This window comes from Pseudomonas sp. OTU5201, assembly GCF_038440135.1.
Taxonomy (GTDB): domain Bacteria; phylum Pseudomonadota; class Gammaproteobacteria; order Pseudomonadales; family Pseudomonadaceae; genus Metapseudomonas; species Metapseudomonas resinovorans.
On the sequence record NZ_JASATC010000023.1, the window covers coordinates 65,423 to 87,946 of the forward strand.

Here is a 22,524-nt window from a genome sequence, read left to right on the forward strand (position 1 = left end):
GCAAATTGCGCGCGCCCATGGCGCTGATGTCGCTTGCGGCGCTCTGTTAAGCTCGCGTTCTCTGCACTGGAGATCGCCCATGAAAAAACTGTGTTGTGCCTTGTTCGTCCTGCTGCCAACCCTAGCCTTCGCCTACCCCATCGAGGTGGAGAAGCAGTACAACGGTGCGGAGATCGTCTACGACACCACAGACATCGACAACAACTTGGCCGCCATCAACATCCAGAACGTGGGTGGGACCACGGCCGAGTGCAAGGCAGTGTTCGTCAACGGCCCGGAGACTCCCAAGGTTCGCAAGGCGCTCATCGAGAGCGGCAAGAGCGCCTACCTGACCGCCAATTTCAATCGCGCGGTGATCAAACTGCGGATCAAGCTGACCTGTAATCCGAGGTAGCCGGTACGCGGATTCGGGCAAAGGAACCAGCCTAGTGCTGCTCCTGCTATAAATCAACTTTCTTGATATATTGTAGTGGATATTTACGCTTTTTTATCGATTTGTGACGACATAATCTGCGCCCCATCGACGCAATCAACCCCCGATGGAGGTAGCCAGAATGTCCCGTGTACTCGTCATCGAAAGCAGCGCCCGCCAGCAAGGTTCCGTCTCCCGCCAGCTCACCCAGGACTTTATTGCCAAGTGGCAAGCTGCTCACCCAGCCGATGAAATCACCGTTCGCGACCTCGCGGTGGACCAGGTACCGCACCTGGACGCCGACCTGCTGGGTGGCTGGATGAAGCCCGCCGACCAGCAGAGCGAAAGCGAGAAGGCTGCCCTGCAGCGCTCCAACCTGCTGACCGAAGAGCTGCTGGCGGCCGACGTACTGGTGATGGCTGCCCCCATGTACAACTTCGCCATCCCCAGCACCCTGAAATCCTGGCTGGACCATGTGCTGCGTGCCGGCGTCACCTTCACGTACACCGAAACCGGCCCGAAAGGTCTGCTCACCGGCAAGCGCGCCATCGTCCTGACTGCTCGCGGCGGTATCTATTCCGGTAGCCCGATGGATCACCAGGAACCCTACCTGCGCCAGGCCATGAGCTTCATCGGTATCCATGACGTGACCTTTATCCACGCCGAAGGCCTGAACATGGGCGGCGAGTTCCAGGAAAAAGGCCTGGCCTCGGCCAGGGCGCAACTGGCCCAGGTGGCCTGATTCGTTAGCTCCCCAGCTCCGCCAGGTGCTCCACCGCTCCGTGGACGCCTGCTGACTGCCCGGCCTGATTCAGGTCGGGCTTTTTTATTTGAGCAATGGAGAGATGCAGGCCGGCGACCTGCTTTCGCGAATGAGCGGGTTCCCGCCAAGGTCCCTGCCTGGCTTGGCAGCAAGTCCTGGCACGGATGGCCCATTCTCTCTCCAGAAAGGGTGTGGGGTGAGGGACGCTGCACCCGGTTCGGATTACCAAGCCATGCCGTTTTCAACAATGCCGACGACGGGTCTGCCTGGTTGGTCAGCTTTCCCCCCTTGTTAAGCTTTCGCTCGCGGCAAGGAAGGCGTATGTTCGCCGGCTGCTTTGCGAGGCCCCAGATGATTTCGCTTCATTCCCTTTCCTACGTGTCGAGGCGGCCATGAGGCTGTCGGGTCGTGGTGTCGCGCTGTCGCTGACGGCGTCCGTCCTCTTTGCCCTGATGCCGGGTTACGTGGGCGAGCTCGCGCCCCTGGATGGTGTGCAGATTTTCGCGCAACGGGTGCTCTGGTCGATTCCAGCGGTGCTCTTTCTATTGGTGCTGACCCGGCAGTGGTCGACGTTCATCTCGGTACTCGGTCGGTTGCGGCGCGAACCGTTGTTGCTGGCAGCCCTGCCGTTGGCGGCGGTGCTGATTGGCGTGCAATGGGGGCTGTTCCTTTGGGCGCCGCTGCAGGGGCGAATGCTGGAAGTGTCACTTGGCTATTTCCTGCTGCCCCTGGCAATGGTGGTGGCTGGCCGGCTGTTCTACGCCGAGCATCTGCGACCACTGCAACTGCTGGCGGTGCTCTGTGCACTGGCAGGTGTGCTCCATGAGCTCTGGCTGACCCGTGCCTTTTCCTGGCTTACCCTGGCTACTGCCCTGGGGTACCCGCCTTATTTCATGCTGCGTCGTTGGATGAGACTGGATGCGCTGTCCGGTTTCATCCTGGAGATGGCGGTGCTGGCGCCCCTCGCCATTTGGCTCATCGTGAGTTTTTCGCCACCGGGGGCGTTCAGCCAGGCGCCGCAGCTTTGGTGGCTGATTCCCGGGCTGGGGTTGCTGGGCACCCTCGCATTCGCCGCCATGATGGCGTCCAGCCGTCTCTTGCCCCTGGGGCTTTTCGGGATTCTCAGCTATGTGGAACCGGTGCTGCTGTTCGCGGTGGCGGTGGCTTTCCTGGGCGAGCCTTTCAACCCTGACCAGCTCTGGACCTATCTGCCAATCTGGCTGGCCGTGCTGCTGATCGGCTGGGACAGCGCCAACCTACTTCGCAAGCAGGCCCGGAAGGGCCTGTAGCACGTGGTCCCGCAGCAGCGGGGCCAGATGCTCCGGGTTGGGCTCACCGAGCCCCAGCCAGGCCAGTTCCTCCAACTCGGCTGCGGCCTCCACGGCGTGGGGCAGGCGGGCGACGAAGATTTCGGCATCCACCCAGGTATCCGCCTCGTTGGCAGCCAGCGCGCGAAAGCGGCCCAGGGGTTTCAGGGCCGATGCGTCCAGGCGCAGCTGGAGTTCTTCCCAGAGTTCACGTTCCAGGGCTTGGAGCGGGCTTTCGTCAGCCTCGCGTTTGCCGCCGGGCAGCATCAGTGCGCGGGTGCCACGCTTGCGTACCAGCAGTAAGCGGTCGTGCGGGTCCAGCAGGCAGGCAGCGGCGATATTCAGGGTGGTCATGGTGTTTCGGCTTCGGGCAGGAGTTGGTAGTGCAGCTGCACCACGCCGGTGGGGAAGCTGCGCTGCTCGCGGAGCTGGAGTCGGCGTTCCAGGCCGGTGGCGAACATCGGGATACCGGCGCCCAGCAGGTGGGGGATGAAGCTGACCACGAGTTCATCGAGCAGGCCGGCAGAGTAGCAGGTCCCCGCCAGCGAGCCACCTCCCACCAGCCAGATGCGTTTGCAGCCGTCGGCCGCCATTTGCTCGATGGCCTGGGTCGGCGCGTCATGGCAGATCCGGACATCTGAAGCGGCTTGTGCCAGGTCGCTGCCGGTCAGTACGGTGCAGGGTTTGCTGGGATAGGGCCAGTCACCGCCGAACGCCAGGACGGTTTCGTAGGTCACCCGCCCCATCAACAGTCCGTCGATGCTGTCGTAGAAAGCCTGGTAGCCGTGGTCGTCGCCTGCTTCTTCAATGGGCTTCAGCCAGTCGACGCGACCATCGGGGCGAGCAATGTAGCCGTCGAGGCTGGCGGCGACGTAGTAGATCAGGGCTGCGCGCATGGTCGGACTCCGGGAACGGGTGGAGTGAGCGTATACCGGCAAGGGATTTCCGTCGCTGCGTCGCTCGGAGTTCGGGCGTTTGCTCGCGACTCCGGGTAACCTATGCAGCTATTTACGCTTTCGATCGAGGTAGCCCTGTGTTTTCCCAATTCGCCCTGCACGAACGTCTGCTCAAGGCCGTTGCCGAACTCAAATTCGTCGAGCCGACCCCGGTGCAGGCGGCGGCCATTCCGCCGGCCCTGGAAGGGCGCGATCTGCGGGTGACCGCCCAGACCGGCAGCGGCAAGACCGCCGCCTTCGTCCTGCCGCTGCTCAACCGCCTGATCGGCGAGGCCAAGCCGCGCGAGCGCATCCGTTCGCTGATCCTGTTGCCGACCCGTGAACTGGCGCAGCAGACCCTGAAAGAAGTGGAGCGCTTCTCCCAGTTCACCTTCATCAAGTCCGGCATCGTTACCGGCGGCGAGGACTTCAAGGTGCAAGCGGCGATGCTGCGCAAGCTGCCGGACGTCCTGGTGGGAACCCCGGGGCGCCTTATCGAGCACCTCAATGCCGGCACTCTCGACCTCAAGGAAGTGGAGGTGCTGGTGCTGGACGAAGCCGACCGCATGCTCGACATGGGCTTCGCCGAAGACATGCAGCGCCTGACCAACGAGTGCGCCAGCCGCCAGCAAACCCTGCTGTTCTCCGCCACCACCGGTGGCGCTGCTCTGCGCGATGTGTCCGCCAGCGTGCTGCGCGACCCGCTGCACCTGCGCCTGAACAGCGTCGACCAGCTCAATGAAAGCACCCGCCAGCAGATCATCACAGCCGATCATCCTGAGCATAAGGAACAGCTGGCGCGCTGGCTGCTGGCCAATGAGACCTACCAGAAGGCAATCATCTTCACCAACACCCGCGTCCAGGCCGATCGTCTCTATGGGCACCTGGTGGCGGGGGGGTACAAGGCGTTCGTACTCCACGGCGACAAGGACCAGAAAGACCGCAGGCTGGCCATCGAGCGGGTGAAGCAGGGTGGTACCAAAGTGCTGGTGGCCACTGACATCGCGGCCCGTGGCCTGGATATCGAAGGCCTGGACCTAGTGATCAACTTCGACATGCCGCGCTCCGGCGACGAGTACGTGCACCGTGTCGGCCGGACCGGTCGTGCCGGTGGCGAGGGACTGGCGATCTCGCTGATCTGCCACAACGACTGGAACCTGATGTCCAGCATCGAACGCTACCTCAAGCAGACGTTCGAGCGCCGGGTCATCAAGGAGCTGAAGGGCACCTACACCGGCCCGAAGAAGGTCAAGGCCTCTGGCAAGGCCGCTGGCACCAAGAAGAAAAAGACCGACAAGAAAGGCGACAAGAAAGCCCCCGCCAAGTCTGCTGCACCCAAGCGCAAGCCAAGCAAGCCGCGAGAGGAATCCCGCGTGGTGAGCGGTGACGGCCTGGCGCCGCTCAAGCGCAAGAAGCCGGCAGCGGAGTAACGATGCGCCGGGTCGCCGCTCTGGCTTCGCTGTCCGTGGCGGCCCCCGTATCGGCCGAGGTTTATCGCTGCGTGCAGCCTGATGGGGTGGTGCAGTACACCGATCGTGGCTGCGCTTCCCTGGAGGCTTCGCAACCGTTGGTGGCCAGCAATCCGGGCGCACTGACGGGGCTGCTGCAGCATGCCGAATCAGGCGTTCGCCAGGTTCTTCCATGGCTGGGCGGCCTCAGCCTGGGGCAGTTGGTGCTGCTGACCTACGCGTTCATGAGCCTGGTCTGCTTCGTTGCGTATTGGCGCGACAAGCGCTTCGCCGTGGCCGGAGCGCAACGTACTCCCGAGTCCCGCCTCCACCTGTACGAACTCCTAGGCGGCTGGCCGGGCGGCCTGATGGCCCAGAGGCTGATCCGCCACAAGAGCCGCAAGGTCGCTTACCAGGTGAAGTTCTGGCTCATCGTGGCCGTGCACCTGGGCTTGCTGGGGTTCTGGGTATTGCATTGAGGCGAGCACGGCGGACCTGCGGCCCGCTTGGCGAATGAAATCTCCCCTACAGGAAAGCGTCGAAGTCCGGATAAGCCACGCGCTGCACCCTCTCCCGCTTGCGGGAGAGGGCTGAGGTGAGGGCGCTTATGGCACCAGGACGATCTTCCCATCGCGCTCGCCACAGGCTGCGGCGGCGACGGCTTCCTTGATCTGGCTGATGTCATAGGTGGCGGCGATGCGTGCCTTGATCTTGCCGCTGGCGATCAGCTGGATCAGTTCACCGAACAGCTGCATCTGTTGCTGCGGAGTGGCCTGGCGGAACCAGCGGGCCAACCAGAAACCTTTCAGGGTCACGTCGCGGAACACGAAGGAACCGGGGTTGACCTGGCAGGGCTCGCCGCTCATGCGGCCGTAATTCACCAGCACACCTCCTTCTGCCAAGCTGGCTGCCAGGTGGTCGGTGGAGGCGCCGCCCACGGCGTCGATGCCCAGCTTCACCGGCGCGCCACCGGTGGCCTCGCGCACACGCTTGGGCAGGTCAGGGCCGTCTACCAGCACCACGTCACCGCCTTCGGCCTGTACGCTGGCCACCGCCGAATCGCGGCGCACCACGTTGATGGTCTTCAGCCCACGAATCTTCGCCAGCTGGATCAGGTAGCTGCCGACCCCCGAGTTGGCGGCGTTCTGAATCACCCAATCACCCGCTTGCAGCTCGACGAAGTCGCGCAGCATCAGGTAGGCGGTGGGTGGGTTGACGGTGAGCATCGCCAGTTGCTTCGGGTCGGCGCTGGGCAGCGGGATCAACTGCTTGGCGTCAGCGATCAGGTGGGTACGCCAGGTGCCGCAACCCACCGGCAGCAGCACGGTCTGGCCGGGCTTGAGGTTGGTCACGTCGGCGGCCACTTCCACTACTTCGCCCACGCCTTCGTTACCGCCAATGGCGGGCAGCGGCGGCAGCATGCCGTACTCGCCGGTGAGCGTGAGTACATCTGAGGGATTGATCGGCGCCGCCAGCACTTTCACCAGCGCCTGTCCGACGCCCACCGGCGGCAGCTCGAACTCCACGGCTTCGATCACGTCCTGGGGCACTGGGCCACGGGTCTGGTATTCGGCTTTGAGCATGACGCTTCTCCTGGCGGCTCTGAGGGGCCTTGAGTCTAGCCGCTGGTGGTCGAGAGGCGCTGAATCCCTTGGCATTTGCATCAGTGATGCGATGGCGCGATGAAGACGGCGGAGGTCGTTCTGGAACGGGGGCCGGGTGGGGCCTTTGCTAGGTTCGGCAGCGAAGCTGGAGTAGGGCTTCCGTACGCTCACGCAACCCATCAAAGGGATAAGAAGATGAAGATCGCCAAGACATTGATGTCCGCCGTGCTGTGCCTGGGGTTGGCCGGCGCCGCCCAGGCCGCCACGGAGCTGAAGCACTGGCCGGAACCCGCCGCCAAGCAACTGGATGCGCTGATCGCCAAACACGCCAATCAAGGCAACTTCGCTGTGTTCGACATGGATAACACCAGCTACCGCTACGACCTGGAGGAGTCCCTGCTGCCGTTTCTGGAGATGAAGGGCGTACTCACCCGCGAAAAGCTGGACCCTTCGCTCAAGCTGATTCCTTTCAAGGATGTGAAGGGCCACAAGGAAAGCCTGAACAGCTACTACTACCGCCTTTGCGAAGCGGACGACCTGATTTGCTACCCCTGGGTTGCCCAAGTGTTTTCCGGTTTTACCCTGCGTGAGCTGAAGGGCTACGTCGACGAGCTGATGGCCTATGGCAAACCAATCCCCGCCACCTATTACGACGGGGACGAGGTGAAGACCATCGAGATCAACCCACCGAAGATCTTCACCGGCCAGAAGGAGCTCATGAACAAGCTCAGCGAGAACGGTATCGAGGTGTATATCATTACCGCCGCCCTGGAGGAGCTGGTGCGCATGGTCGCGTCCGACCCGCGGTACGGCTACAACGTGAAACCTGAGAACGTCATCGGCGTTACCACACTGTTGAAGGACCGAAAGACGGGGGCCGTGACCACCAGCCGCAAGCAGATCACCGATGGAAAGTACGACGAGAAGGCCAACCTCGACCTGGAGCTGACCCCCTACCTCTGGACTCCGGCCACCTGGATGTCCGGTAAATATGCGGCAATCCTGACCTACATCGACGAGTGGAAGAAGCCGATCCTGGCCGCTGGCGACACGCCCATCAGTGACGGCTACATGATGTTCCACGGCACCGATGTCGCTAAAGGCGGTATCAACCTGTGGGTCAACCGCAAGGCCAAGTACATGGACCAGATCACTGCCATGCAGAAACGCAATGCCGAAGCCCAGGCCAAGCAGGGGCTGCCGGTGACGGCCGACAAAAACTGGGTGGTGGTGATCCCGGAAGATATTCAGTGAGATCCTGAACCGGCTTTACAGCAACGGCCGCCCTTGGGCGGCCGCTTCGCTTGCGCGCTTTGCACTAAAGTCATTCCTGTCGGCTTGATCGGTGAGTCTGGCTGTCCTGGCTGGACAGTGAAGCTGCCCTCCGTGGCTGGTACCCTGCCGGGCCTTGCTCGAAGCCCTGTCATGGAGTGATCGATGAAGTACCTGGCACTCGCCCTCAGCCTGAGCCTCGCCGGCCTGCCATCTGCGGCGCTGGCCTGGTCCAACCATGCCCTGGGGACCACCCTGGCGCTGGCCGGCCTGCCGCAGATCAAGGACGCGCAGCCGGTGCAGGTGGAAAGCCTGGAGTCCTTCCTTGAAGAGGAGGGCGTGGCACTGGAGCAGTTGCTGGACGAGCAAGAGGAATTCTTCCGCGACAACCTGTCGGGTTACCCAGCCCGGCCCGACGACCTGCGCTGGATCCCCACCCACGGTCGTGACCATCGCCAGGCGTTCCTGATGGCGCTGCGAGTGAACCCGGAGATCAAGCTGGCCTACTTCGTCCAGGCCCTGCCAGGCATGGACTGGAGCGGGCGGGCGCCCCTGGATGCCTCCGATGTGCTGGTCTTCCGCAAGCTCAGCCTTTGGCGCGAATGGCGCTTCTACCAGGTGCACCCCGGCGAGATGCTGCCGGCCCTGGCAGTGGTGGCCAGTGCCGCCGATGAGCCGGATTACGGTCACGACATCAACCTGTTCAGCGACAATCTGGGTGGAGTGGGTGCCCGCTACAACTTTGGCAAGCAGCCTTTCGGTGATGCCCGCTTCGAATACTCGTCCCAGGCGCCGTTCCATATCGGCTACTACCATGAGGACGAGATCATTTACCACGCCGCACCCTACCTGGCGCGAACCTATCCCGAAGTGCGGGTCTATCAGTATCTGGGCCTGGCGCGCTTCGCCTTCGAGAGTGGCCACCCGTACTGGGGCTATCGCTTCCTCGGCTGGGGCTTGCATTACATTCAGGACCTGACCCAGCCCTACCACGCCAAGGCCCTGCCGGGGCACGGCACGCCCCGGCTGATCTGGGTCGCGCTGAAGGCCGCCGTGGGCCTGGACAGCGACAAGCAGGCGGCTATCGAACAGGTGGCCAACCGGCACACCGAGGTGGAGCAGTACCAGGCTGACTGGCTGCGCAAGCTGCTGCGGGAAGGCAGTAACGACAACCCGCTGTTGCGCGCCTACGCCGACAACCGCGCGGACGGTGACTATCCACCCTTTGATGGCGAGTCCCTGCAAAGGGTGGTGTCACAGGAGTCCTACCATGTCGCCGACGACTTCGACTCTCTCATCGGCCACTGGCTGGCCGGGGGGCAGGCGCAAAGTGGCTTCAGTCAGGGTAACCAGTTGGCACCGTTGCCCGAGGACGTCCAACTCAACCAGGCGCTGGTGCGGCTGATCCGCCATTTTGGCGCTCACAGCCGCAACGCCACGCGGGCCACTTTGCCCTGAACCGACTCAGAGACGGATCACATGACCTTCGTCGGCGGCCACCCGGCCGTGGAAAAGGTCGGCGATCAGGGCTTGCGCCGCTTCGTAACCCCGGCCTTCCACCACACTTAGCCAGGGGCGGGGTGGTCGGCTGACCTGCTGGTAGAAATCCTGCAGCCCTTCGCCAATGTGCCGGCTGACCTGTTCCGGCCCCCACGCGGCGTTGCGCTTGCGGATCTGCACCGGGGCGAAGAAGAACGCCGGTTGCGGGCCGACCGGGCAACTCAGCACGTTGGCTTCCGGTGTCTGCGCGGAGCCGGCGAAGCAGCTGTACATCAGGCTCGTGCCAAAGTGCTGGTGCACGTGTGCGCGCAGGGCGAGGTCGCCGGAAAAGTCGACATACAGGGTTGGCTGATCATTCGCCAGACGCTCCAACTGGTCGTAGATGCAGCTCTGCTGATAGCAGCCCAGGCCTTCGACGAAGGTGCTGTTGCGAGGTGAAGTCAACGCTACCAGATGACGGCCTGGCCGGTGCCCGAGGCAGACGGCGGTACCGTAGGCGGTCTTGCTGGAGGCGCTGGAGAACACCACTTGAGTTGCGCCGAACAGGCCGTTGTCTTCCAGGAAGTCAGCCAGCATGGCTGACGTCAGGAACAGTGGCTTGAGCAGAATCTGCAAGGCCTCGGTAGCCGGGCTGTAGTAGCGGTCCCAGCTGCACCGCGTGTACTGGTTGTAGGCGGAGGTCAGGTTGCGGCGATGCTCGGCGCCATCATAGAAACCACGCGGCGTGACGCGTTCCGGCTGCAGGCGGACGTGGCTGGCGATGGGGAAATAGCCGTAGAAGCGCTCGCCCACTTCGACTCCCGCCACCTTCGAATCCAGCACATCGGCGAAGCCCCACACCGGCATGTGGCCCCAGCCTTCCTCGCCGGTGGGGAAGAATTGCCAGTACTGCATGGAGTCGCCGAACGCGGCGTAGGTGATGTTATTGGTGGTCAGGGAGAAGAGGTCCAGGCGCAGGACAATCTCGCCCTCGGCGGTTTCAAGGTTCGTTTCCTGGTACACCAGACGGGTCTGATCGAGGGCGTCCTTACGGGTGAAAAGACGTGATACTGTGCTGCGGTTTGGCATTTCCGGCTCCGGCTGTGGAAGAGGTCGGAACAGGCTAACAAGGGCTCCCGCACCGCGGGTTCGGAAACCGGCAGAGGTCCCCATGCAACCTGCAAAGCCCCGCAACAAACCGCTCAAGCGCCCCACCCAGGCACGCGCCCGTTTCACTGTGGAGGCCATCTTCGACGCCTTTGTTCGGATTCTCCGCCAGCGCGGCTGGAGTGGCGTGACCACCCGTGCCGTGGCCCTGGAAACCGGCGTCGCGGTGGGTACCCTCTATGACTACTTTCCCAGCAAGGAAGCCTTGCTCTCCGGCTACATTCGCCATCAGGTCGAGCTCCTGATGCAGCGTCTGGAGCGCGAGGTGGTGCTGGCCACCGGACTCGACTGGCAAACCCGCGTGCGACGTCTGGTGCGATTGTCCTGCGGGCAGGTGGATGAACAGGCGCGGCCATTCTTCGATGCCGAGTTGCTGAAGTTGGAGCGTGCCATTGCCGAGCCCTGGCACCACCAGCGGGTGTATCAGGAACTGGCCGGCAAGTGGCGCGAGGCGGTGGCCGCGTGTGCCGACCTGCCGCGCCAGCCGCGTCCGGAGAGCATCGATGCGCTTTTCATCGCCGTCTGGGGCGGACGCCGCTACGGACTGACCGCCCAGCTTTCCGGACAACAGGTGGAGGCCTGGCTGCTGGAGATGGAGGAGCTATGTTGCGCGCGCATCCTCATGGAGCTTGCACGCGCAGCGGAAGTCCTGACGTCACCGCCTTCCTCGAACCTTCAGGGTTAAACCCCTGCTCAATCGCCGGTCCGCACGAGCGATGGGACGGCTTGGTCGGCCCATCGCGATACATCTCGTTACTGCAAATCAGCAGGGCTCAGTGATACTGCTGCAGCTTCAACTCGGTGCTTTCTGGCAGCACAGCACGCTCTTCACCCGGAGTTTCCAGTTCGCCCTCCATGGCGTCCTGTTGGCGGGCCAGCAGGCCAAAGAGGGTGGTGATGGGGTGCGGCGGGCGCTTCTGCGCCACCTGACCGCTGTCGGCGGCCACGGCCGGGGGCGGCAGCGGTTCGGTGGTGACTCGGAAATCGCTGATCTCGATCACACCACGGCCTTCGGCCAGCAGGTGGAAGGAGAAGGCCTTGCGCGCTTCGGGGTTGTCAAAGGCGAAGTTGACCTTCAGCGGCTTGCCCTGTTTCAGCAGTGGCATTTCCGGAATCGGCAGGGCCACGTCGCGCTCGAACTCCTTGGCCTTCAGTCGCAACTGGGCACCTTGCTTGTCCATGCGCAGAACCTTGATGGTCATCTGCACACTGGTGCGGCTGTGCTTCGGCAGTTCCATGTACTGCGCGCCGATCAGGTTGTCAGCCCAGTCATCCTTGGCTTTTTCCTTCAGGCGGATGCGTTCACGCGTGGCGAACTGGTACTCCTGACCCAGGGTGCCGCCCTGAAGTGACTGGTCCAGGAGCGTGGCGCGCTGGGCAATCAGTCGAGCCTTCCTGCCACTGTAGCTGCCCAGGTAGCGCGCTTCGTCGGCAATGAAACCTTCGCTCTGGTAGCGCCGGCAGACCTGGCGGAAATCGCATTCGGTGAAAGTGTCCTTGCCGTCGTGGTAGCGCAGCTTGCCGTTGGTATAGGACATCATCTCGCGGCCGCTGGCGTAGTCGCGGAACAGCGAGCGGCCAGACAGGTTCTGCGGTACCCGGTAGCCAAAATAGTCGAGGATCGAGGTGGTCAGGTCGACGTGGCCATAGACGCCGCTCTTGATAGGTGGCAGCGACGCCTGCTCGGGGGCCAGCACCAGGTTGAAGCCCCAGGCTGAGGCGAGGCGGACATTCTCGATGCCGTGGGATTCATCAGAAGTGACGATCACCAGGGTGTTTTTCAGTACGCCCTGTTTTTCCAGGCCGGTGAGGAAGGCGTCCACTGCGTCATCCAGGTAGGCGATGGCAGCCTTCTTGGCATCCGGATAGCGCATCAGGTACTCGGCCGGGGCGGAGTAGGGCTGGTGGGTGCCGACTGTGAGCAAGGTGAGCATCCAGGGCTTTTTCTGCTGGCGCAGCTGCTTCACATAAGTCTGCGCACCTTCGAAGAAGGCCTTGTCGTCCATGCCCCAGGGAAATTCCAGGTAGGCCTTGTTGGGGAACCAGTCACGCCCGCGGGTCTTGTCGAATCCCATCTGCGGCATGATTTTGTCTTTCGCCATGAAGCGCAGCCCGGCGCCCTGGAGGAAATGGGTGCTGAAGCCGTGCTGATGCATCTGCGAGGGCAGGCAGGCCTTGGAGCGAGCCGGGTTGTTCAGCAGTTCCAGCCCCTTGGGCGTGCCCGAGTCCAGCTTGCTGTAGTCGCCGCAGAGCATGGCGTACAAGCCACGGATGGTCTGGTGGCTGTGCAACACGTAATCGGGCGTGGTCATGGCGCGTTCGGCCCAGGCGCTGAGCTTGGGCATCAGCGAGTCCTGGTAGCTGCTGTTGATTGCGGCCCGGTTGGCGGCGATGTAGGCGCCGGGGATGCCTTCCAGGGCAATCACCAGCACGTTGCGTGCGCGGCCGGGGCTTGGGAGCAGGGGCGTGCCATCGAGGTCCAGGCGTGCCAGGCCGGCGATGTCCGGTGGCGTATCGGGCTGGTCGCCATCGAGCCAGTCTTCGACCGCCAGTTGGCCGCTGTTCACGGCGCTGGCCATCAGTTTGTGGGGCAGGTTGAACTGTTGCCATTGATCAGCGTCGCTGGGCTGCACGGACTGCAGGGTGACGTGCCCCATCAACAGGGCGGCCGGCGCGGCGAACCATTTCCAGTTCAGCGGGCGATGCCGGCGGCGCCAGCACAGCAGGCAGGCCAGCACGCTGGCGCCAAGGGCGATGCCCAGGTAGGGGTGGGCAATGCCGCCGCCCTGGGTGGAGTGACTGACGAACTGCGGGTCCAGCAGGTACTTGAGATCACCCGGTTCCGGCATCCGGCCAACGGCGCCGACCAGTTCGGCGTTGCCCAGGATCATCACGCACCAGAGCAGCATCAGTGGCAGCGCCAGCCAGAGCGAACGGCCATAGAGCAATGCGAACAGGAAGCTGCCAAAAGCGAGGTCGGACAGATAGCCGAAGGGATTTGACCAGCCCAGCCAGTAACGGCTGGCGAGGGGAATCACCAGGAAGAGCACGCCAAGCGTTGCGAGCGATAGGGACTGCGACAGCCATTGGCTGAATGGGCGCACAGGAACTCCTGAGATATGACAGTGAGAATCCGTCGAGTGATGCCGGAATACATGGAGGTCGCACTTGCGACGACACGATTCTGAAACATCGTTGTGCTAGCGGCCAGTAGACAGTTTTGCAGAGTGAAAATTCAGGCGCCTTTTTGCGCCTCGTCCGCCGATGAAAGGTGCGTTTGCCTGGCTCCACGGAGCGCCGCCGCAATATACGGATGCTCGTGGTTCGCCAACCGGCCAGCAGGTAGAATGCCGCCTCGACATACAGAGGTAGCGAAGATGGCACTTATCGGGCGGTTCAATTCACTTCAGGTGGTCAAGCACACCGACTTCGGCCTGTACCTGGACGGCGGTCCGGATGGTGAGATCCTGCTGCCCAATCGATATGTGCCAAAGGATGAGCCCAGCGAAGTCGGTGACTGGCTGAACGTCTTCCTTTATCTGGACAGCGAAGACCGTCCGCTGGCTACCACCCTCAAACCCAAGGTGCAGGTCGGCGGCTTTGCCAGCCTCAAAGTGGTGGAAATCAACCGCGTTGGTCTGTTCCTCGACTGGGGCCTGCCCAAGGACCTGTTGCTGCCCCACTCGGAAGAGAAGCGCCCGCTGCAGGTAGGCGACTACTGCGTGGTGCACGTCTACCTCGACAAGCGCACGCGGCGCATCACCGCCACCGCCCGCCTGGACCGCTACCTGGACACCACTCCTGCGCGATACAAGACGGGCCAGGAGGTGGACCTGCTGGTGGTGGAGAGGACCGACCTCGGCTTCAAGGCCATCATCAATGGTCAGCACTGGGGCCTGATTCACAAGAACGAAGTCTTCAAGTTCCTGCGTAATGGCATGCGCGAGAAGGGCTATATCAAGGAAATCCGCCCCGACGGCAAGATCAGCCTGAGCCTGCAACCGCAGGGCGCAGAGGCCGTGAGTGGCGTGGGGGAGCAGATCCTTGCCGCGTTGCGTGCGGAAGGAGGCGTACTCAACCTGTCCGACAAGAGTCCGCCGGAGGTCATCAGCCAGCGTTTCGGGGTCAGCAAGGGCAACTTCAAGAAGGCCATTGGCGGCCTCTTCAAGCAAGGACTGATCCGCATCGAAGACGACCGCATCGAACTCATCTGAGTCGGCGCTGAAATCCCCTCAGGCCACGTCCCGCGCGGCCTTGAATACAAAGCCCCCGATTCTGGAGTCGTTCCGGACGGGGGCTTTGCTTTGTGTTGGCCTTGCAAATTGCATGCTGGCAAATGGCCGAATCGTGCGCAATGCATGGAAAAACTTGTTCAAAAATTTTGTAACGGACTGATTTATTTGGGATTTCCGTTGTCTTAGGTCCGGCATGCACGCTGCAAGTGGGGTGCAGGAGCAATCATTTTTCTAGGAGAGAAGACATGGATCTGGATTTCGACAAGCTGATCAGCGCCTTTCCGGAATACGAACTCAGTACCAAACCTCGGCCCGATGGTGGTTTCGTCTTGACGCTGGAACGCGAGGGAAAATTCTTTCAGCGCGTGGTGGCGGCGACGGTACAGCTGGATTGGCTGGTCAGTACGCTCAAGCGCGACTTGGCGCTGGAGCAGGGTGAAGTGCCGCCGGTGGAGTCGCTGAAGGTATTGCATCGCAAGCCTTTGCCGCGCTATCTGCGCGCCTGAGGCTGGTTGGCCGCGACTGGGACGTCGCGGCCGGAAGCTTGAACGATCAGGTTTCGATTCCGGAAGGTGGCAGCATGGCGTCCCCTTCCTTTTGTCCTTCCTTATTCGATGGCGTACGCGGTGGCTCCTCGCGCGCCTCGTCTTTCTGCTGTTCTCCCAGCAGTTCCTTGGCCGAAGCCTGGGCTTCGTCCACTTTCTTGTTCAGCTCGTTGACCGCTTCGCCGATGGCTTCCCGGGCGATCTCCTGGGCGGCTGACTCGGCTTTCTCCGCCAGCTTGTTGGCCGACTCCTCGGCCAGGTCGCAGCCCGCGAGGCTGGCCAACAGGCCGGCACTGAGCAGCAGGGCGGTGAGGCGGGGGACAGGTTTCATGCAGTGATTCTCCAGTTGCGACACGCGGCGGCCATCATTGCTTACAGCAGGCGCCGAGGAAACACGCCCGCGCGGCGATTCTGTATGCGGACGTTTCTGACGATGCGCGCATGAGAAAGCCCCGGGCTTCACAGCGGCGACTGTAAGGAACCCGGGGCTTGGGGTCGGCATCCGCCGGCCTCGAATAGACTGACCGGCAGATTGCAGAGGGGTTCCGCGAGACCACGCAGTTTGAGTTGTTTCACTAGGCTTAGCGAGGCAACCCACACTGGAGGCAGAGTCGAAATGGGCAAGGTCCTGGCGCGGGTCAAACTGTGCTCGCTGCTCCTGGTGCCTGCGCTGGGCATGGCGCAGGACGTGAGCTTCGACGATATCCAGCCGATCCTCCAGGCACGCTGCGTGATGTGCCACGCCGGAGAAGCGGCACCGCGTGGTCTGCGCTTGACCAGTCTCGATGAACTGCTCAAAGGCAGCAGCAGCCGCCAGGTGGTCGCGCGCGGCGACCCGGCGGGCAGCGAGTTGATCCGGCGCCTCAAAGGGCAGAGTCAGCCGCGTATGCCCATGACGGGGCCGCCCTTTCTCAGTGACGCCGAGATCGCGCTGTTCGAGCGCTGGATAGTGGGTGGCCTGCAGGCCGGTAGCCAGCCTGCCGACGCCACCCTCCTGGCGTTGCCGCTCCAACGCCCGCCAGCGGGACAGCAGGTGACCTATGAACATGTCGCGCCGATCTTTGCCAGTCGCTGCGTGAAGTGCCATTCCCCGTACGGTCTGATGGGCTCGGCTCCAGAGGGCCTGTTGCTGAATGCGTATTCCGCCATCCTCGACCGCCACGAACGTGTGCGCGTGGTACCGGGTGCCGCGGGTGCCAGTGAGCTGGTGCGCCGCATCCGTGGCCAGTCGCAGCCGCAGATGCCTTACGACGGCCCGCCCTTTCTCAGCGACGAGGAAATCCAGCTGATCGTGGACTGGATCGATCAGGGCGCTCGCGACGCCAACGGCCAGCCGGCGCCCAGCCCGGTTGGCGCGCGGGTGCGGTTGCAGGGGGTGTTGGGAGAGGGCTGGACCCTGGACTCATTGCAGCTGGTGGTCGGTCCCGGCACGCGCATCGACAAGTCACCCGATGTGGGGGACTACGTGGAAGTGCGCGGGCGCTGGGGGGCGGACGGCAGGGTGCTGGTGGAGCGCATACGTCGGCGTTGATCGCGGGGTGAGCCGCTTCCCCATTGTTCAGCGTTACGGCAACCGCTCTTCCTGCGACGGCCTTTTGGTTGAGGAGCCGGTCGTACCGTCGTGGCCGACGCATTTGTAGACCTGTGCCGTCGCCGTCAGAGGCAGCCGGCACAGTCCCAGGAATAGCGCTCTCAACGTGTTCCCCTCGCTTTGCGGGAGAAGCGCGAGGCTAGAAAAACCTGATCAGGCCTCGGAAGGGGCAAGCACCTTGCGTCGCTGGCGGCCACGCAGCAGCTCGGCGCCGCTGACCAGGACGATGCCTCCCAGCACCAGGGTGGCGCCGATGGCGAAGGACGTGTCGATTGTCTCCCCCAGCACCAGCACACCGAAGGTGACACCGAACAACGGGGTCATGAAGGACAGCACCGACAGGCGCGTAGCCAGGTAGCGACGCAGCAGCCAGAACCAGGCCAGGTAGCTCACCAGTGCAATCACCACCACCTGGAAGGCGAGGCTGATCACGGCCTTTTGAGTCAGTTGCATGTCGGTCTTGCCGGTGCTGAAGGCCACCGCTGTCAGCAGCAGGACTGCGCCGAACAGCTGGTAGAACAGGGTCTTCACCGGGTTGGCCTCGGAGAGCGCCGAGCCGCGAATCACCAGCGTGGTGGCACCCCAGGCCAGGGCGCCGCACAGGGCATAGGCGTCGCCCAGCAGCACATTGCCGGGCGCGTCGGCGGGTTGGCCGAGGAAGGCGGTGGCGATACCACCGAACGCCACCAGCACCCCCAGCCACTGCACGGGCGAGAGACGTTCCTCGGGCAACATAAGGTGAAGTCCGAGGGCGGCGAACATGGGCGCGGTGTAGAGAAACACCGAGAGGTGCGAGGCGCTGGTGTGGTTCAGCCCTTCACCGATGAACAGGAATTCCAAGGCGAACAACGTGCCGACGGCAATGCCCGGCAGCAAGGTGCCGTCGGTGAAAGCGCCGCGGCCCTCCTTCCACAGCACCAGGGCGCCCAGCACCAGGGCCGCACCGCCGGAGCGGATGGCCAGCTGCAGGATGGACGGCACGTCATCCAGCGTCAGCTTGATCGCCACCTGCTGGAAACCCCAGCAGATGCAGAGGACGAACATCAGTCCGCAGGCGAACCAGTCCAGGGGAAGGCGGGAGGGTTTCATCGTTCGACTCGCAAGGCAGACGGGCGCGGCAGAGGCCGCCAATGGGTGGCAGGATCGGTCCTCGACCGCCTTGCATTCAAACGATGATTTGTCATCATGCTTTGACTTGAACTCAAAGCGAATCTGCCATGCGCCTCCCGTCACTCATCGCCCTGCGCACCTTCGAGGTCGCTGCCCGCAGCCGTAACTTTACCGAAGCCGCCCAGGAACTGTCCGTGACCCCGGGAGCCGTAAGTCGACAGATCCGCCTGCTGGAGGGCGAGCTGGGCGTGAGTCTGTTCGACCGCACGCGCAACACCGTCACGCTCAATGACAATGGTCGTCGCCTGGCGGCCACCGTCACCCAGGCCTTCGAGTTGCTCACCCGCGGCGCCGACGAGCTGCGTGGCCAGGACGAAGGCCCCATTCACATCACCTGCGCACCTTCCATTGCCAGCCACTGGCTGATGCGTCGGCTCAATCAGTTCGCCGCAATCAATCCGGACATCACCCTCAGCCTGGAAGCCACCGAGCAACTGGTGGACCTGGAGCGCGGCGAGGCGACACTGGCTATTCGCTTCACCGCCACCGATGCGCCCATGCCGGCCAGCGAGCTGTTGTTTCTCGAGGAGTTCTTCCCGGTGTGCAGCCCGAGTTATCTGGAACAGTTCGGCTCGCTACGCGAACCACGGGACATGCTGGGTGCGCGACTGATCCACACCCACTGGAAGAACACCGCCAACCTCCACCTGCCGAGCTGGGAGGACTGGTTCGCCACCTATGTGGGCGAGCCGGGACCGACGAAAGGTGGGATGCGTTTCGGCCTGATCGGCCACGCCATCCAGGGCGCGGTGAGCGGCCAGGGCTTCGCCCTTGGATCAACCGCACTGGCCTGTGACGACATTGCCAACGGTCGGCTGGTGCTGCCTTTCGGCGAACGCTGCCGCTTGTCGACGCCCTGGGCTTATCGTCTTGCGTGGAGCCGCAGGTCGCCTCCGGCGGAGAAGGTGCGCCGTCTCATCGACTGGCTGATGGCCGAAGCTCGCGCCAGCACAGTGCCGGGGCAGGGCAGTGTGGGGAGGAGTTGAAGCGGCGGATGACGCCAGGCGTTGCATCCGCCGCCGCCAGACGGGGGTTACATCATCTTGCGCCACTGATGCAGCCGGTGCTGAAGGCCCTCGGCCCAATCCGGTGTGGCCTGGCCGGTGCCTGCGGTCCGGAGCATCGGGTGATGACTGACAACTCGGGCGAGGATGGGCTCCTGCGTCGGCTTCACATCGACGAAGAAGACATGCTTGCCTTCGTCCAGTGTGGGCTTGAAGCGTTTCACCACGGCGTTGGGTGTCTGTATGCCGAACAGGCTGCCTTCCCAGACGCTGAAACCGAACAATGCAATGGCCAGGAAGATGAACGGAATCCAGCCTGCTGCCGTGCCGGTCCAACCGCTGAGCCAGGCTACCAGCATCACAAGGGCTGCCAAGGCCAGGCCGATGCCGACACCGATCAGCCCGGAATGCACCATGTCGCGCTTCATCACGGAGGAAACATCATGAAGATGGTAATGCTCGACATCGGCGTCGCGTTCGCTGAGCACATGGATCTGCTCGTGGTCGATGCCCAGGGCCTCGAGCTCGTCTTCGACCCTTTCCAAATCTTTCAGGTTGTCGCTGATGTAGTAGTGCCGCTGCATGGGACACCTCCCATCTGGCTGGCGCCGGGCCCCCTCCGGCTATTACCCCCAGTTCCGGCCGCTGTCGGCCTGGGTGGAGTTTAGTCCGGTGAGTCTTGCAGCACGTGGCATCCGCCCATCGGCAGGTCGGAGCGATGGCGCCGGGCGGCAGGTCTTGCACCTGTCCGCCCTGGGGCGCCAGGAGGGTCTTACTTGTTGCCGATGCGGATATGGCGGCTCGGTGCAACCTGGGCGCTCACGCCCTTGGCGATTTCCTGGATCTCGCCACCCTTGTTCAGGAAGGCAGCAATCTGAGCTTCCAGGGCTTCGCTGCTGGTGGTGGCTGCCGGCGGCTTGGGGGTGCTGCTGTGGGAGGTCTTGATGCGCATTTCACTTTCTCTGTACGTAGTGGCCCGGAAGAGGCCATCTGAAACCACTGAAAAAAAAACCGGCCCGAAGGCCGGTTCTTTTTCGGCTCGTGCTTACAGCACTTGCACTTCGTCGGCTTGCATGCCTTTTTGGCCCTGCACAGCTACGAAGGAGACCTTCTGGCCTTCCTTCAAGCTTTTGAAGCCGGCGCTTTGGATAGAACGGTAGTGAACGAACAGATCGGGACCGTTATCGGTGGTAATGAAGCCGTAGCCTTTTTCATCGTTGAACCACTTGACGGTGCCGGTTTGGCGCTCGGACATTGGAATGTCTCCTAGAAACTGAGTTATTGCTGGGCTGGATCGTTCCAGCCTGTCACTGAGTGCAGAGCGTCGGCAACCGATGAAGAAGGGACCGCTAAAGTACAGACCGTTTCCCGGTGACACATGCATCACAGCGCTCGACACAATACCTGTGCTTTCGAGGAATGCCTAACCTTTTATTCGCCGGCCGTCCGATCAGGTCGCCGAAGGTCAAGCGTAAGCCACGGCACGGTGGCTTGCCGACGAACGGATTTGCACTGGCAAGCGACGCGCTTCGTCACTCCACGCCTGGAAACACCGCATAGGGCATTTGCGGTGCCTTGTCCGGTGGCAGGTAGGCCGGTGCCATTTCACCCGCTGCGCCGAGGTGGCGGACATAGCGATAGATGGCGATGAGATCGACATCTTCCATCTTGCGCAGGTTGAACCAGGGCATCGGCGGCCGCCATTCCCGGCGGGCGTGCTCCAGCCATTGCGACTCCGTCAGGTTGTACGCCACCAGCCGTAGGTTCGAGGCATAGGTGGTACCCCAGGGACCGCGCCAGCCCAACGGACTGCCCGTCAACCAACGATCCTCCGACACCTGGCCGGCCGACTCCATCCATCCTGCCGTATGGCAGTCGTTGCAGCCGGAAATTTGAATCAGATAACGCCCGCGCGCCACATCGTCGCTCTCGGCCAGGGCGGGAGTGGCCAGCAGCAGGAGCAGGGCGGGGAGCAGGGTGAAACAACGCGCATCCAATGCGCCTGGAGCGTCCTGTGGGGTGGTGGGTTTCCGGGTCATGGTGGCATCCACAGGGAAGATGGCGACCTGGAAAAACATAGCCCATAAGACGGCCGGTCGAGCCGTGGGCCAGCGGATTGGTGAGAGTCAACGCATCGGCCACCTCGGGTGGACAGCCCCCCTGGAGCAGGATCCGGTGGCCGGTGACGACGAGCACGGCAGCTCTGACGCTCGCCGGTATCGCCAGCGCCGTGCCCATGACGTCTTATCGCGACGTGACAACCTTACCCTCACCAGCACCTGGTCGCCGGCAGGCACGGCCACCAACGATAGTTTCCGCCAGGCTGGACGACGGTGACACGCTCAACCAGGCGCTGATCAAGGTCGACCAGGCGCTCTGCGATTCCAAGCACAATGGCCGCAATCGCTGCACCTATGTCGAATGACGCATTCGTCTAACTGTCACGCAGTACTTTCAGGTCGGAGTCCGTGGCGCTAAATCCGCGCTCGAGCTTGATGCGCAGCCCGAGGTCGGTACGCGAGTCGGCGAACTTGAGTGCGTCGGTCAGGGTGATGCGACCCGCTTCGAACAGGGCGAAGAGGTGCTGGTCGAACGTCTGCATGCCTTGTTCCAGGGCTCGCTCTGTAGCCGACTTCAGATCGTCCAATTGATCCCGCAGGATCAGGTCCTTGATATAAGGCGTACCCAGCATCAACTCCACGGCGGCTACGCGCTTCTGGGCAAGGCCCGGAACCAGGCGCTGGCCGATCATCGCCAGCAGGTTCTGCGACAGGTCGGCCAGCACTTGCCGCCGTGCCTCGTCGGGGAAGAAGCGGGAGATGCGTTCAATCGCATGACTGCTGCTCGTGCCGTGGAGGGTGGCCAGGCAGAGATGCCCGGTCTCGGCGTAATGCAGGGCATGCTGCATGGTTTCCTGGTCGCGTATTTCCCCGAGCATGATCACATCGGGCGCTTCTCGCAGCACATTGCGCAAGGCGTCGGAAAAGCTGTGAGTGTCCAGGCCGACTTCCCGCTGATCGATGATGGAGCGATGGTGCGAATGAAGGAACTCGATAGGGTCTTCGATGCAGACGATGTGGCCATCGCGATGACGATTACGATAATCCAGCATCGCCGCCAAGGTAGTCGACTTGCCGGAGCCGGCGGCCCCGATAACCAGGATCAGGCCGCGATCCTGCACCACCAGTTTCTCCAGAAGGGCGGGTAGGCCCAATGCTTCGATGCCGGGAATCTCGCTTTTGATCAACCGTACTACCATCGAAACCTCTCCGCGCTGGTAGTAAGCGTTGATGCGGAAGCGCCCGTTGTTCTGGATGCTGATCGCGAAGTTCATCTCAAGCTCGCGCTCGAACTCGGCAACTTGCTTCTGGGTCATCAGTTGATAGGCCATGATTTGCACTTCGCCAGATTTCAGCGGCTGGCCACCGACCGGCATGCTGCGTCCTTCCACCTTGAGATGAGGCATGGCACCCACGCTCAGGAACAGGTCGGAACCGCCCCGGTCGTGCAAAAGTTGGAGCAGGGGAAACACATCACGGTCAGGGTGTACGGTCGAGTTGTTCATCGTGGCTCCTCGTTGGCGATGGAAAGC

25 protein-coding genes are annotated in these 22,524 nt (G+C 62.8%); 13 read left to right on the forward strand and 12 right to left on the reverse strand.

What is annotated here, in order from left to right:
• Positions 1 to 79: 79 nt before the first annotated feature.
• The 3 genes from AAHM40_RS15725 to rarD all read left to right on the forward strand — a co-directional run bounded on the left by AAHM40_RS15725 (position 80) and on the right by rarD (position 2,464).
• Entirely contained in the window at positions 80 to 394 is a 315-nt protein-coding gene (locus tag AAHM40_RS15725) for a 3-phosphoglycerate kinase (RefSeq protein ID WP_342245477.1), read from the forward strand.
• 160 nt (positions 395 to 554) lie between these two features.
• Positions 555 to 1,154: an FMN-dependent NADH-azoreductase gene (locus tag AAHM40_RS15730; protein ID WP_342245478.1), complete on the forward strand. Its 600-nt coding sequence runs from the start codon at positions 555 to 557 to the stop codon at positions 1,152 to 1,154.
• Between the two features lie 413 nt (positions 1,155 to 1,567).
• Positions 1,568 to 2,464 carry an EamA family transporter RarD gene (rarD, locus tag AAHM40_RS15735; protein WP_342245479.1) on the forward strand — a complete coding sequence of 299 codons (897 nt, stop codon included), beginning with the start codon at positions 1,568 to 1,570 and terminating at the stop codon, positions 2,462 to 2,464.
• Here the strand turns inward: rarD and AAHM40_RS15740 are convergent.
• Positions 2,432 to 2,836 carry an NUDIX hydrolase gene (locus tag AAHM40_RS15740; protein ID WP_342245480.1) on the reverse strand — a complete coding sequence of 135 codons (405 nt, stop codon included), beginning with the start codon at positions 2,834 to 2,836 and terminating at the stop codon, positions 2,432 to 2,434. The two genes, rarD and AAHM40_RS15740, sit on opposite strands and share 33 nt — an antisense overlap.
• Positions 2,833 to 3,378: a dihydrofolate reductase family protein gene (locus AAHM40_RS15745; RefSeq protein ID WP_342245481.1), complete on the reverse strand. Its 546-nt coding sequence runs from the start codon at positions 3,376 to 3,378 to the stop codon at positions 2,833 to 2,835. Before AAHM40_RS15745 ends, AAHM40_RS15740 begins: the two co-directional genes overlap by 4 nt.
• A 137-nt stretch (positions 3,379 to 3,515) precedes the next feature.
• On the opposite strand from AAHM40_RS15745, the gene AAHM40_RS15750 reads away from it, so the two are divergent.
• Together AAHM40_RS15750 and AAHM40_RS15755 are read left to right on the forward strand one after the other, a co-directional pair.
• Positions 3,516 to 4,847, forward strand: coding sequence for a DEAD/DEAH box helicase (locus tag AAHM40_RS15750; protein ID WP_028626715.1), 1,332 nt, complete (start codon positions 3,516 to 3,518; stop codon positions 4,845 to 4,847).
• A gap of 2 nt (positions 4,848 to 4,849) precedes the next feature.
• Positions 4,850 to 5,344, forward strand: a complete 495-nt coding sequence (locus tag AAHM40_RS15755) for a DUF1294 domain-containing protein (RefSeq protein ID WP_342245482.1) — start codon at positions 4,850 to 4,852, stop codon at positions 5,342 to 5,344.
• A gap of 126 nt (positions 5,345 to 5,470) precedes the next feature.
• On the opposite strand, the gene AAHM40_RS15760 is transcribed toward AAHM40_RS15755, so the two are convergent.
• Positions 5,471 to 6,448, reverse strand: a complete 978-nt coding sequence (locus tag AAHM40_RS15760; protein ID WP_342245483.1) for a zinc-dependent alcohol dehydrogenase family protein — start codon at positions 6,446 to 6,448, stop codon at positions 5,471 to 5,473.
• Positions 6,449 to 6,685: 237 nt separating this feature from the next.
• On the opposite strand from AAHM40_RS15760, the gene AAHM40_RS15765 reads away from it, so the two are divergent.
• Positions 6,686 to 7,723, forward strand: a complete 1,038-nt coding sequence (locus AAHM40_RS15765) for a haloacid dehalogenase-like hydrolase (protein WP_446731576.1) — start codon at positions 6,686 to 6,688, stop codon at positions 7,721 to 7,723.
• Between the two features lie 183 nt (positions 7,724 to 7,906).
• Positions 7,907 to 9,199, forward strand: coding sequence for a phospholipase (locus AAHM40_RS15770; protein WP_342245484.1), 1,293 nt, complete (start codon positions 7,907 to 7,909; stop codon positions 9,197 to 9,199).
• A gap of 6 nt (positions 9,200 to 9,205) precedes the next feature.
• On the opposite strand, the gene AAHM40_RS15775 is transcribed toward AAHM40_RS15770, so the two are convergent.
• Complete coding sequence (locus AAHM40_RS15775) at positions 9,206 to 10,309, reverse strand: DUF2855 family protein (protein WP_342245485.1); 1,104 nt, start codon at positions 10,307 to 10,309, stop codon at positions 9,206 to 9,208.
• Positions 10,310 to 10,391: 82 nt separating this feature from the next.
• Between AAHM40_RS15775 and AAHM40_RS15780 the strand changes: the two genes are divergently transcribed.
• Positions 10,392 to 11,072 (forward strand): TetR/AcrR family transcriptional regulator, encoded by a 681-nt coding sequence (locus tag AAHM40_RS15780; protein WP_342245486.1) that lies wholly within the window; start codon positions 10,392 to 10,394, stop codon positions 11,070 to 11,072.
• Positions 11,073 to 11,160: 88 nt separating this feature from the next.
• On the opposite strand, the gene AAHM40_RS15785 is transcribed toward AAHM40_RS15780, so the two are convergent.
• A complete protein-coding gene (locus AAHM40_RS15785) occupies positions 11,161 to 13,491 on the reverse strand; it encodes an LTA synthase family protein (RefSeq protein ID WP_342245487.1) in 2,331 nt (776 codons plus the stop codon).
• Between the two features lie 273 nt (positions 13,492 to 13,764).
• Here AAHM40_RS15785 and AAHM40_RS15790 point away from each other — a divergent pair, with 273 nt between their 5' ends.
• Together AAHM40_RS15790 and AAHM40_RS15795 are read left to right on the forward strand one after the other, a co-directional pair.
• On the forward strand, positions 13,765 to 14,601 hold the full coding sequence (locus tag AAHM40_RS15790; protein ID WP_342245488.1) for a CvfB family protein: 837 nt from the start codon (positions 13,765 to 13,767) through the stop codon (positions 14,599 to 14,601).
• A 266-nt stretch (positions 14,602 to 14,867) separates the two neighbouring features.
• Positions 14,868 to 15,128 carry a DUF3509 domain-containing protein gene (locus tag AAHM40_RS15795; protein ID WP_137822417.1) on the forward strand — a complete coding sequence of 87 codons (261 nt, stop codon included), beginning with the start codon at positions 14,868 to 14,870 and terminating at the stop codon, positions 15,126 to 15,128.
• Positions 15,129 to 15,174: 46 nt separating this feature from the next.
• Here AAHM40_RS15795 and AAHM40_RS15800 read toward each other — a convergent pair whose 3' ends face one another.
• A complete protein-coding gene (locus tag AAHM40_RS15800; RefSeq protein ID WP_342245489.1) occupies positions 15,175 to 15,498 on the reverse strand; it encodes a hypothetical protein in 324 nt (107 codons plus the stop codon).
• Between the two features lie 285 nt (positions 15,499 to 15,783).
• On the opposite strand from AAHM40_RS15800, the gene AAHM40_RS15805 reads away from it, so the two are divergent.
• Positions 15,784 to 16,698 (forward strand): c-type cytochrome domain-containing protein, encoded by a 915-nt coding sequence (locus AAHM40_RS15805; protein WP_342245490.1) that lies wholly within the window; start codon positions 15,784 to 15,786, stop codon positions 16,696 to 16,698.
• Positions 16,699 to 16,911: 213 nt separating this feature from the next.
• On the opposite strand, the gene AAHM40_RS15810 is transcribed toward AAHM40_RS15805, so the two are convergent.
• Positions 16,912 to 17,847 carry a DMT family transporter gene (locus AAHM40_RS15810; RefSeq protein WP_342245491.1) on the reverse strand — a complete coding sequence of 312 codons (936 nt, stop codon included), beginning with the start codon at positions 17,845 to 17,847 and terminating at the stop codon, positions 16,912 to 16,914.
• A 128-nt stretch (positions 17,848 to 17,975) separates the two neighbouring features.
• On the opposite strand from AAHM40_RS15810, the gene AAHM40_RS15815 reads away from it, so the two are divergent.
• Entirely contained in the window at positions 17,976 to 18,914 is a 939-nt protein-coding gene (locus AAHM40_RS15815) for a LysR substrate-binding domain-containing protein (protein ID WP_342245492.1), read from the forward strand.
• 47 nt (positions 18,915 to 18,961) lie between these two features.
• Here AAHM40_RS15815 and AAHM40_RS15820 read toward each other — a convergent pair whose 3' ends face one another.
• From AAHM40_RS15820 to AAHM40_RS15835, 4 genes are all read right to left on the reverse strand, one after another.
• Positions 18,962 to 19,516, reverse strand: coding sequence for a hypothetical protein (locus AAHM40_RS15820; protein ID WP_028626728.1), 555 nt, complete (start codon positions 19,514 to 19,516; stop codon positions 18,962 to 18,964).
• 188 nt (positions 19,517 to 19,704) lie between these two features.
• Positions 19,705 to 19,884 carry a hypothetical protein gene (locus tag AAHM40_RS15825; RefSeq protein WP_028626729.1) on the reverse strand — a complete coding sequence of 60 codons (180 nt, stop codon included), beginning with the start codon at positions 19,882 to 19,884 and terminating at the stop codon, positions 19,705 to 19,707.
• A gap of 93 nt (positions 19,885 to 19,977) precedes the next feature.
• A complete protein-coding gene (locus AAHM40_RS15830; protein WP_028626730.1) occupies positions 19,978 to 20,187 on the reverse strand; it encodes a cold-shock protein in 210 nt (69 codons plus the stop codon).
• Positions 20,188 to 20,464: 277 nt separating this feature from the next.
• Positions 20,465 to 20,971 (reverse strand): cytochrome C, encoded by a 507-nt coding sequence (locus AAHM40_RS15835; protein WP_342245493.1) that lies wholly within the window; start codon positions 20,969 to 20,971, stop codon positions 20,465 to 20,467.
• 143 nt (positions 20,972 to 21,114) lie between these two features.
• Between AAHM40_RS15835 and AAHM40_RS15840 the strand changes: the two genes are divergently transcribed.
• Positions 21,115 to 21,357 carry a hypothetical protein gene (locus tag AAHM40_RS15840; protein ID WP_342245502.1) on the forward strand — a complete coding sequence of 81 codons (243 nt, stop codon included), beginning with the start codon at positions 21,115 to 21,117 and terminating at the stop codon, positions 21,355 to 21,357.
• A 9-nt stretch (positions 21,358 to 21,366) separates the two neighbouring features.
• On the opposite strand, the gene AAHM40_RS15845 is transcribed toward AAHM40_RS15840, so the two are convergent.
• Positions 21,367 to 22,497 (reverse strand): PilT/PilU family type 4a pilus ATPase, encoded by a 1,131-nt coding sequence (locus tag AAHM40_RS15845; RefSeq protein ID WP_342245494.1) that lies wholly within the window; start codon positions 22,495 to 22,497, stop codon positions 21,367 to 21,369.
• Between the last annotated feature and the right edge of the window lie 27 nt (positions 22,498 to 22,524).

Bases quoted from the DNA above. Each gene is read 5' to 3' on its own strand.
- AAHM40_RS15790 (WP_342245488.1), top strand. From the start codon at position 13,765: ATGGCACTTATCGGGCGGTTCAATTCACTTCAGGTGGTCAAGCACACC.
- AAHM40_RS15770 (WP_342245484.1), top strand. From the start codon at position 7,907: ATGAAGTACCTGGCACTCGCCCTCAGCCTGAGCCTCGCCGGCCTGCCA.
- AAHM40_RS15775 (WP_342245485.1), bottom strand. From the start codon at position 10,309: ATGCCAAACCGCAGCACAGTATCACGTCTTTTCACCCGTAAGGACGCC.
- AAHM40_RS15730 (WP_342245478.1), top strand. From the start codon at position 555: ATGTCCCGTGTACTCGTCATCGAAAGCAGCGCCCGCCAGCAAGGTTCC.
- AAHM40_RS15795 (WP_137822417.1), top strand. From the start codon at position 14,868: ATGGATCTGGATTTCGACAAGCTGATCAGCGCCTTTCCGGAATACGAA.
- AAHM40_RS15800 (WP_342245489.1), bottom strand. From the start codon at position 15,498: ATGAAACCTGTCCCCCGCCTCACCGCCCTGCTGCTCAGTGCCGGCCTG.
- AAHM40_RS15825 (WP_028626729.1), bottom strand. From the start codon at position 19,884: ATGCGCATCAAGACCTCCCACAGCAGCACCCCCAAGCCGCCGGCAGCC.
- AAHM40_RS15820 (WP_028626728.1), bottom strand. From the start codon at position 19,516: ATGCAGCGGCACTACTACATCAGCGACAACCTGAAAGATTTGGAAAGG.
- AAHM40_RS15755 (WP_342245482.1), top strand. From the start codon at position 4,850: ATGCGCCGGGTCGCCGCTCTGGCTTCGCTGTCCGTGGCGGCCCCCGTA.
- AAHM40_RS15760 (WP_342245483.1), bottom strand. From the start codon at position 6,448: ATGCTCAAAGCCGAATACCAGACCCGTGGCCCAGTGCCCCAGGACGTG.
- AAHM40_RS15765 (WP_446731576.1), top strand. From the start codon at position 6,686: ATGTCCGCCGTGCTGTGCCTGGGGTTGGCCGGCGCCGCCCAGGCCGCC.
- AAHM40_RS15810 (WP_342245491.1), bottom strand. From the start codon at position 17,847: ATGAAACCCTCCCGCCTTCCCCTGGACTGGTTCGCCTGCGGACTGATG.
- AAHM40_RS15805 (WP_342245490.1), top strand. From the start codon at position 15,784: ATGGGCAAGGTCCTGGCGCGGGTCAAACTGTGCTCGCTGCTCCTGGTG.
- AAHM40_RS15740 (WP_342245480.1), bottom strand. From the start codon at position 2,836: ATGACCACCCTGAATATCGCCGCTGCCTGCCTGCTGGACCCGCACGAC.
- rarD (WP_342245479.1), top strand. From the start codon at position 1,568: ATGAGGCTGTCGGGTCGTGGTGTCGCGCTGTCGCTGACGGCGTCCGTC.
- AAHM40_RS15845 (WP_342245494.1), bottom strand. From the start codon at position 22,497: ATGAACAACTCGACCGTACACCCTGACCGTGATGTGTTTCCCCTGCTC.
- AAHM40_RS15815 (WP_342245492.1), top strand. From the start codon at position 17,976: ATGCGCCTCCCGTCACTCATCGCCCTGCGCACCTTCGAGGTCGCTGCC.
- AAHM40_RS15725 (WP_342245477.1), top strand. From the start codon at position 80: ATGAAAAAACTGTGTTGTGCCTTGTTCGTCCTGCTGCCAACCCTAGCC.
- AAHM40_RS15835 (WP_342245493.1), bottom strand. From the start codon at position 20,971: ATGACCCGGAAACCCACCACCCCACAGGACGCTCCAGGCGCATTGGAT.
- AAHM40_RS15745 (WP_342245481.1), bottom strand. From the start codon at position 3,378: ATGCGCGCAGCCCTGATCTACTACGTCGCCGCCAGCCTCGACGGCTAC.
- AAHM40_RS15830 (WP_028626730.1), bottom strand. From the start codon at position 20,187: ATGTCCGAGCGCCAAACCGGCACCGTCAAGTGGTTCAACGATGAAAAA.
- AAHM40_RS15780 (WP_342245486.1), top strand. From the start codon at position 10,392: ATGCAACCTGCAAAGCCCCGCAACAAACCGCTCAAGCGCCCCACCCAG.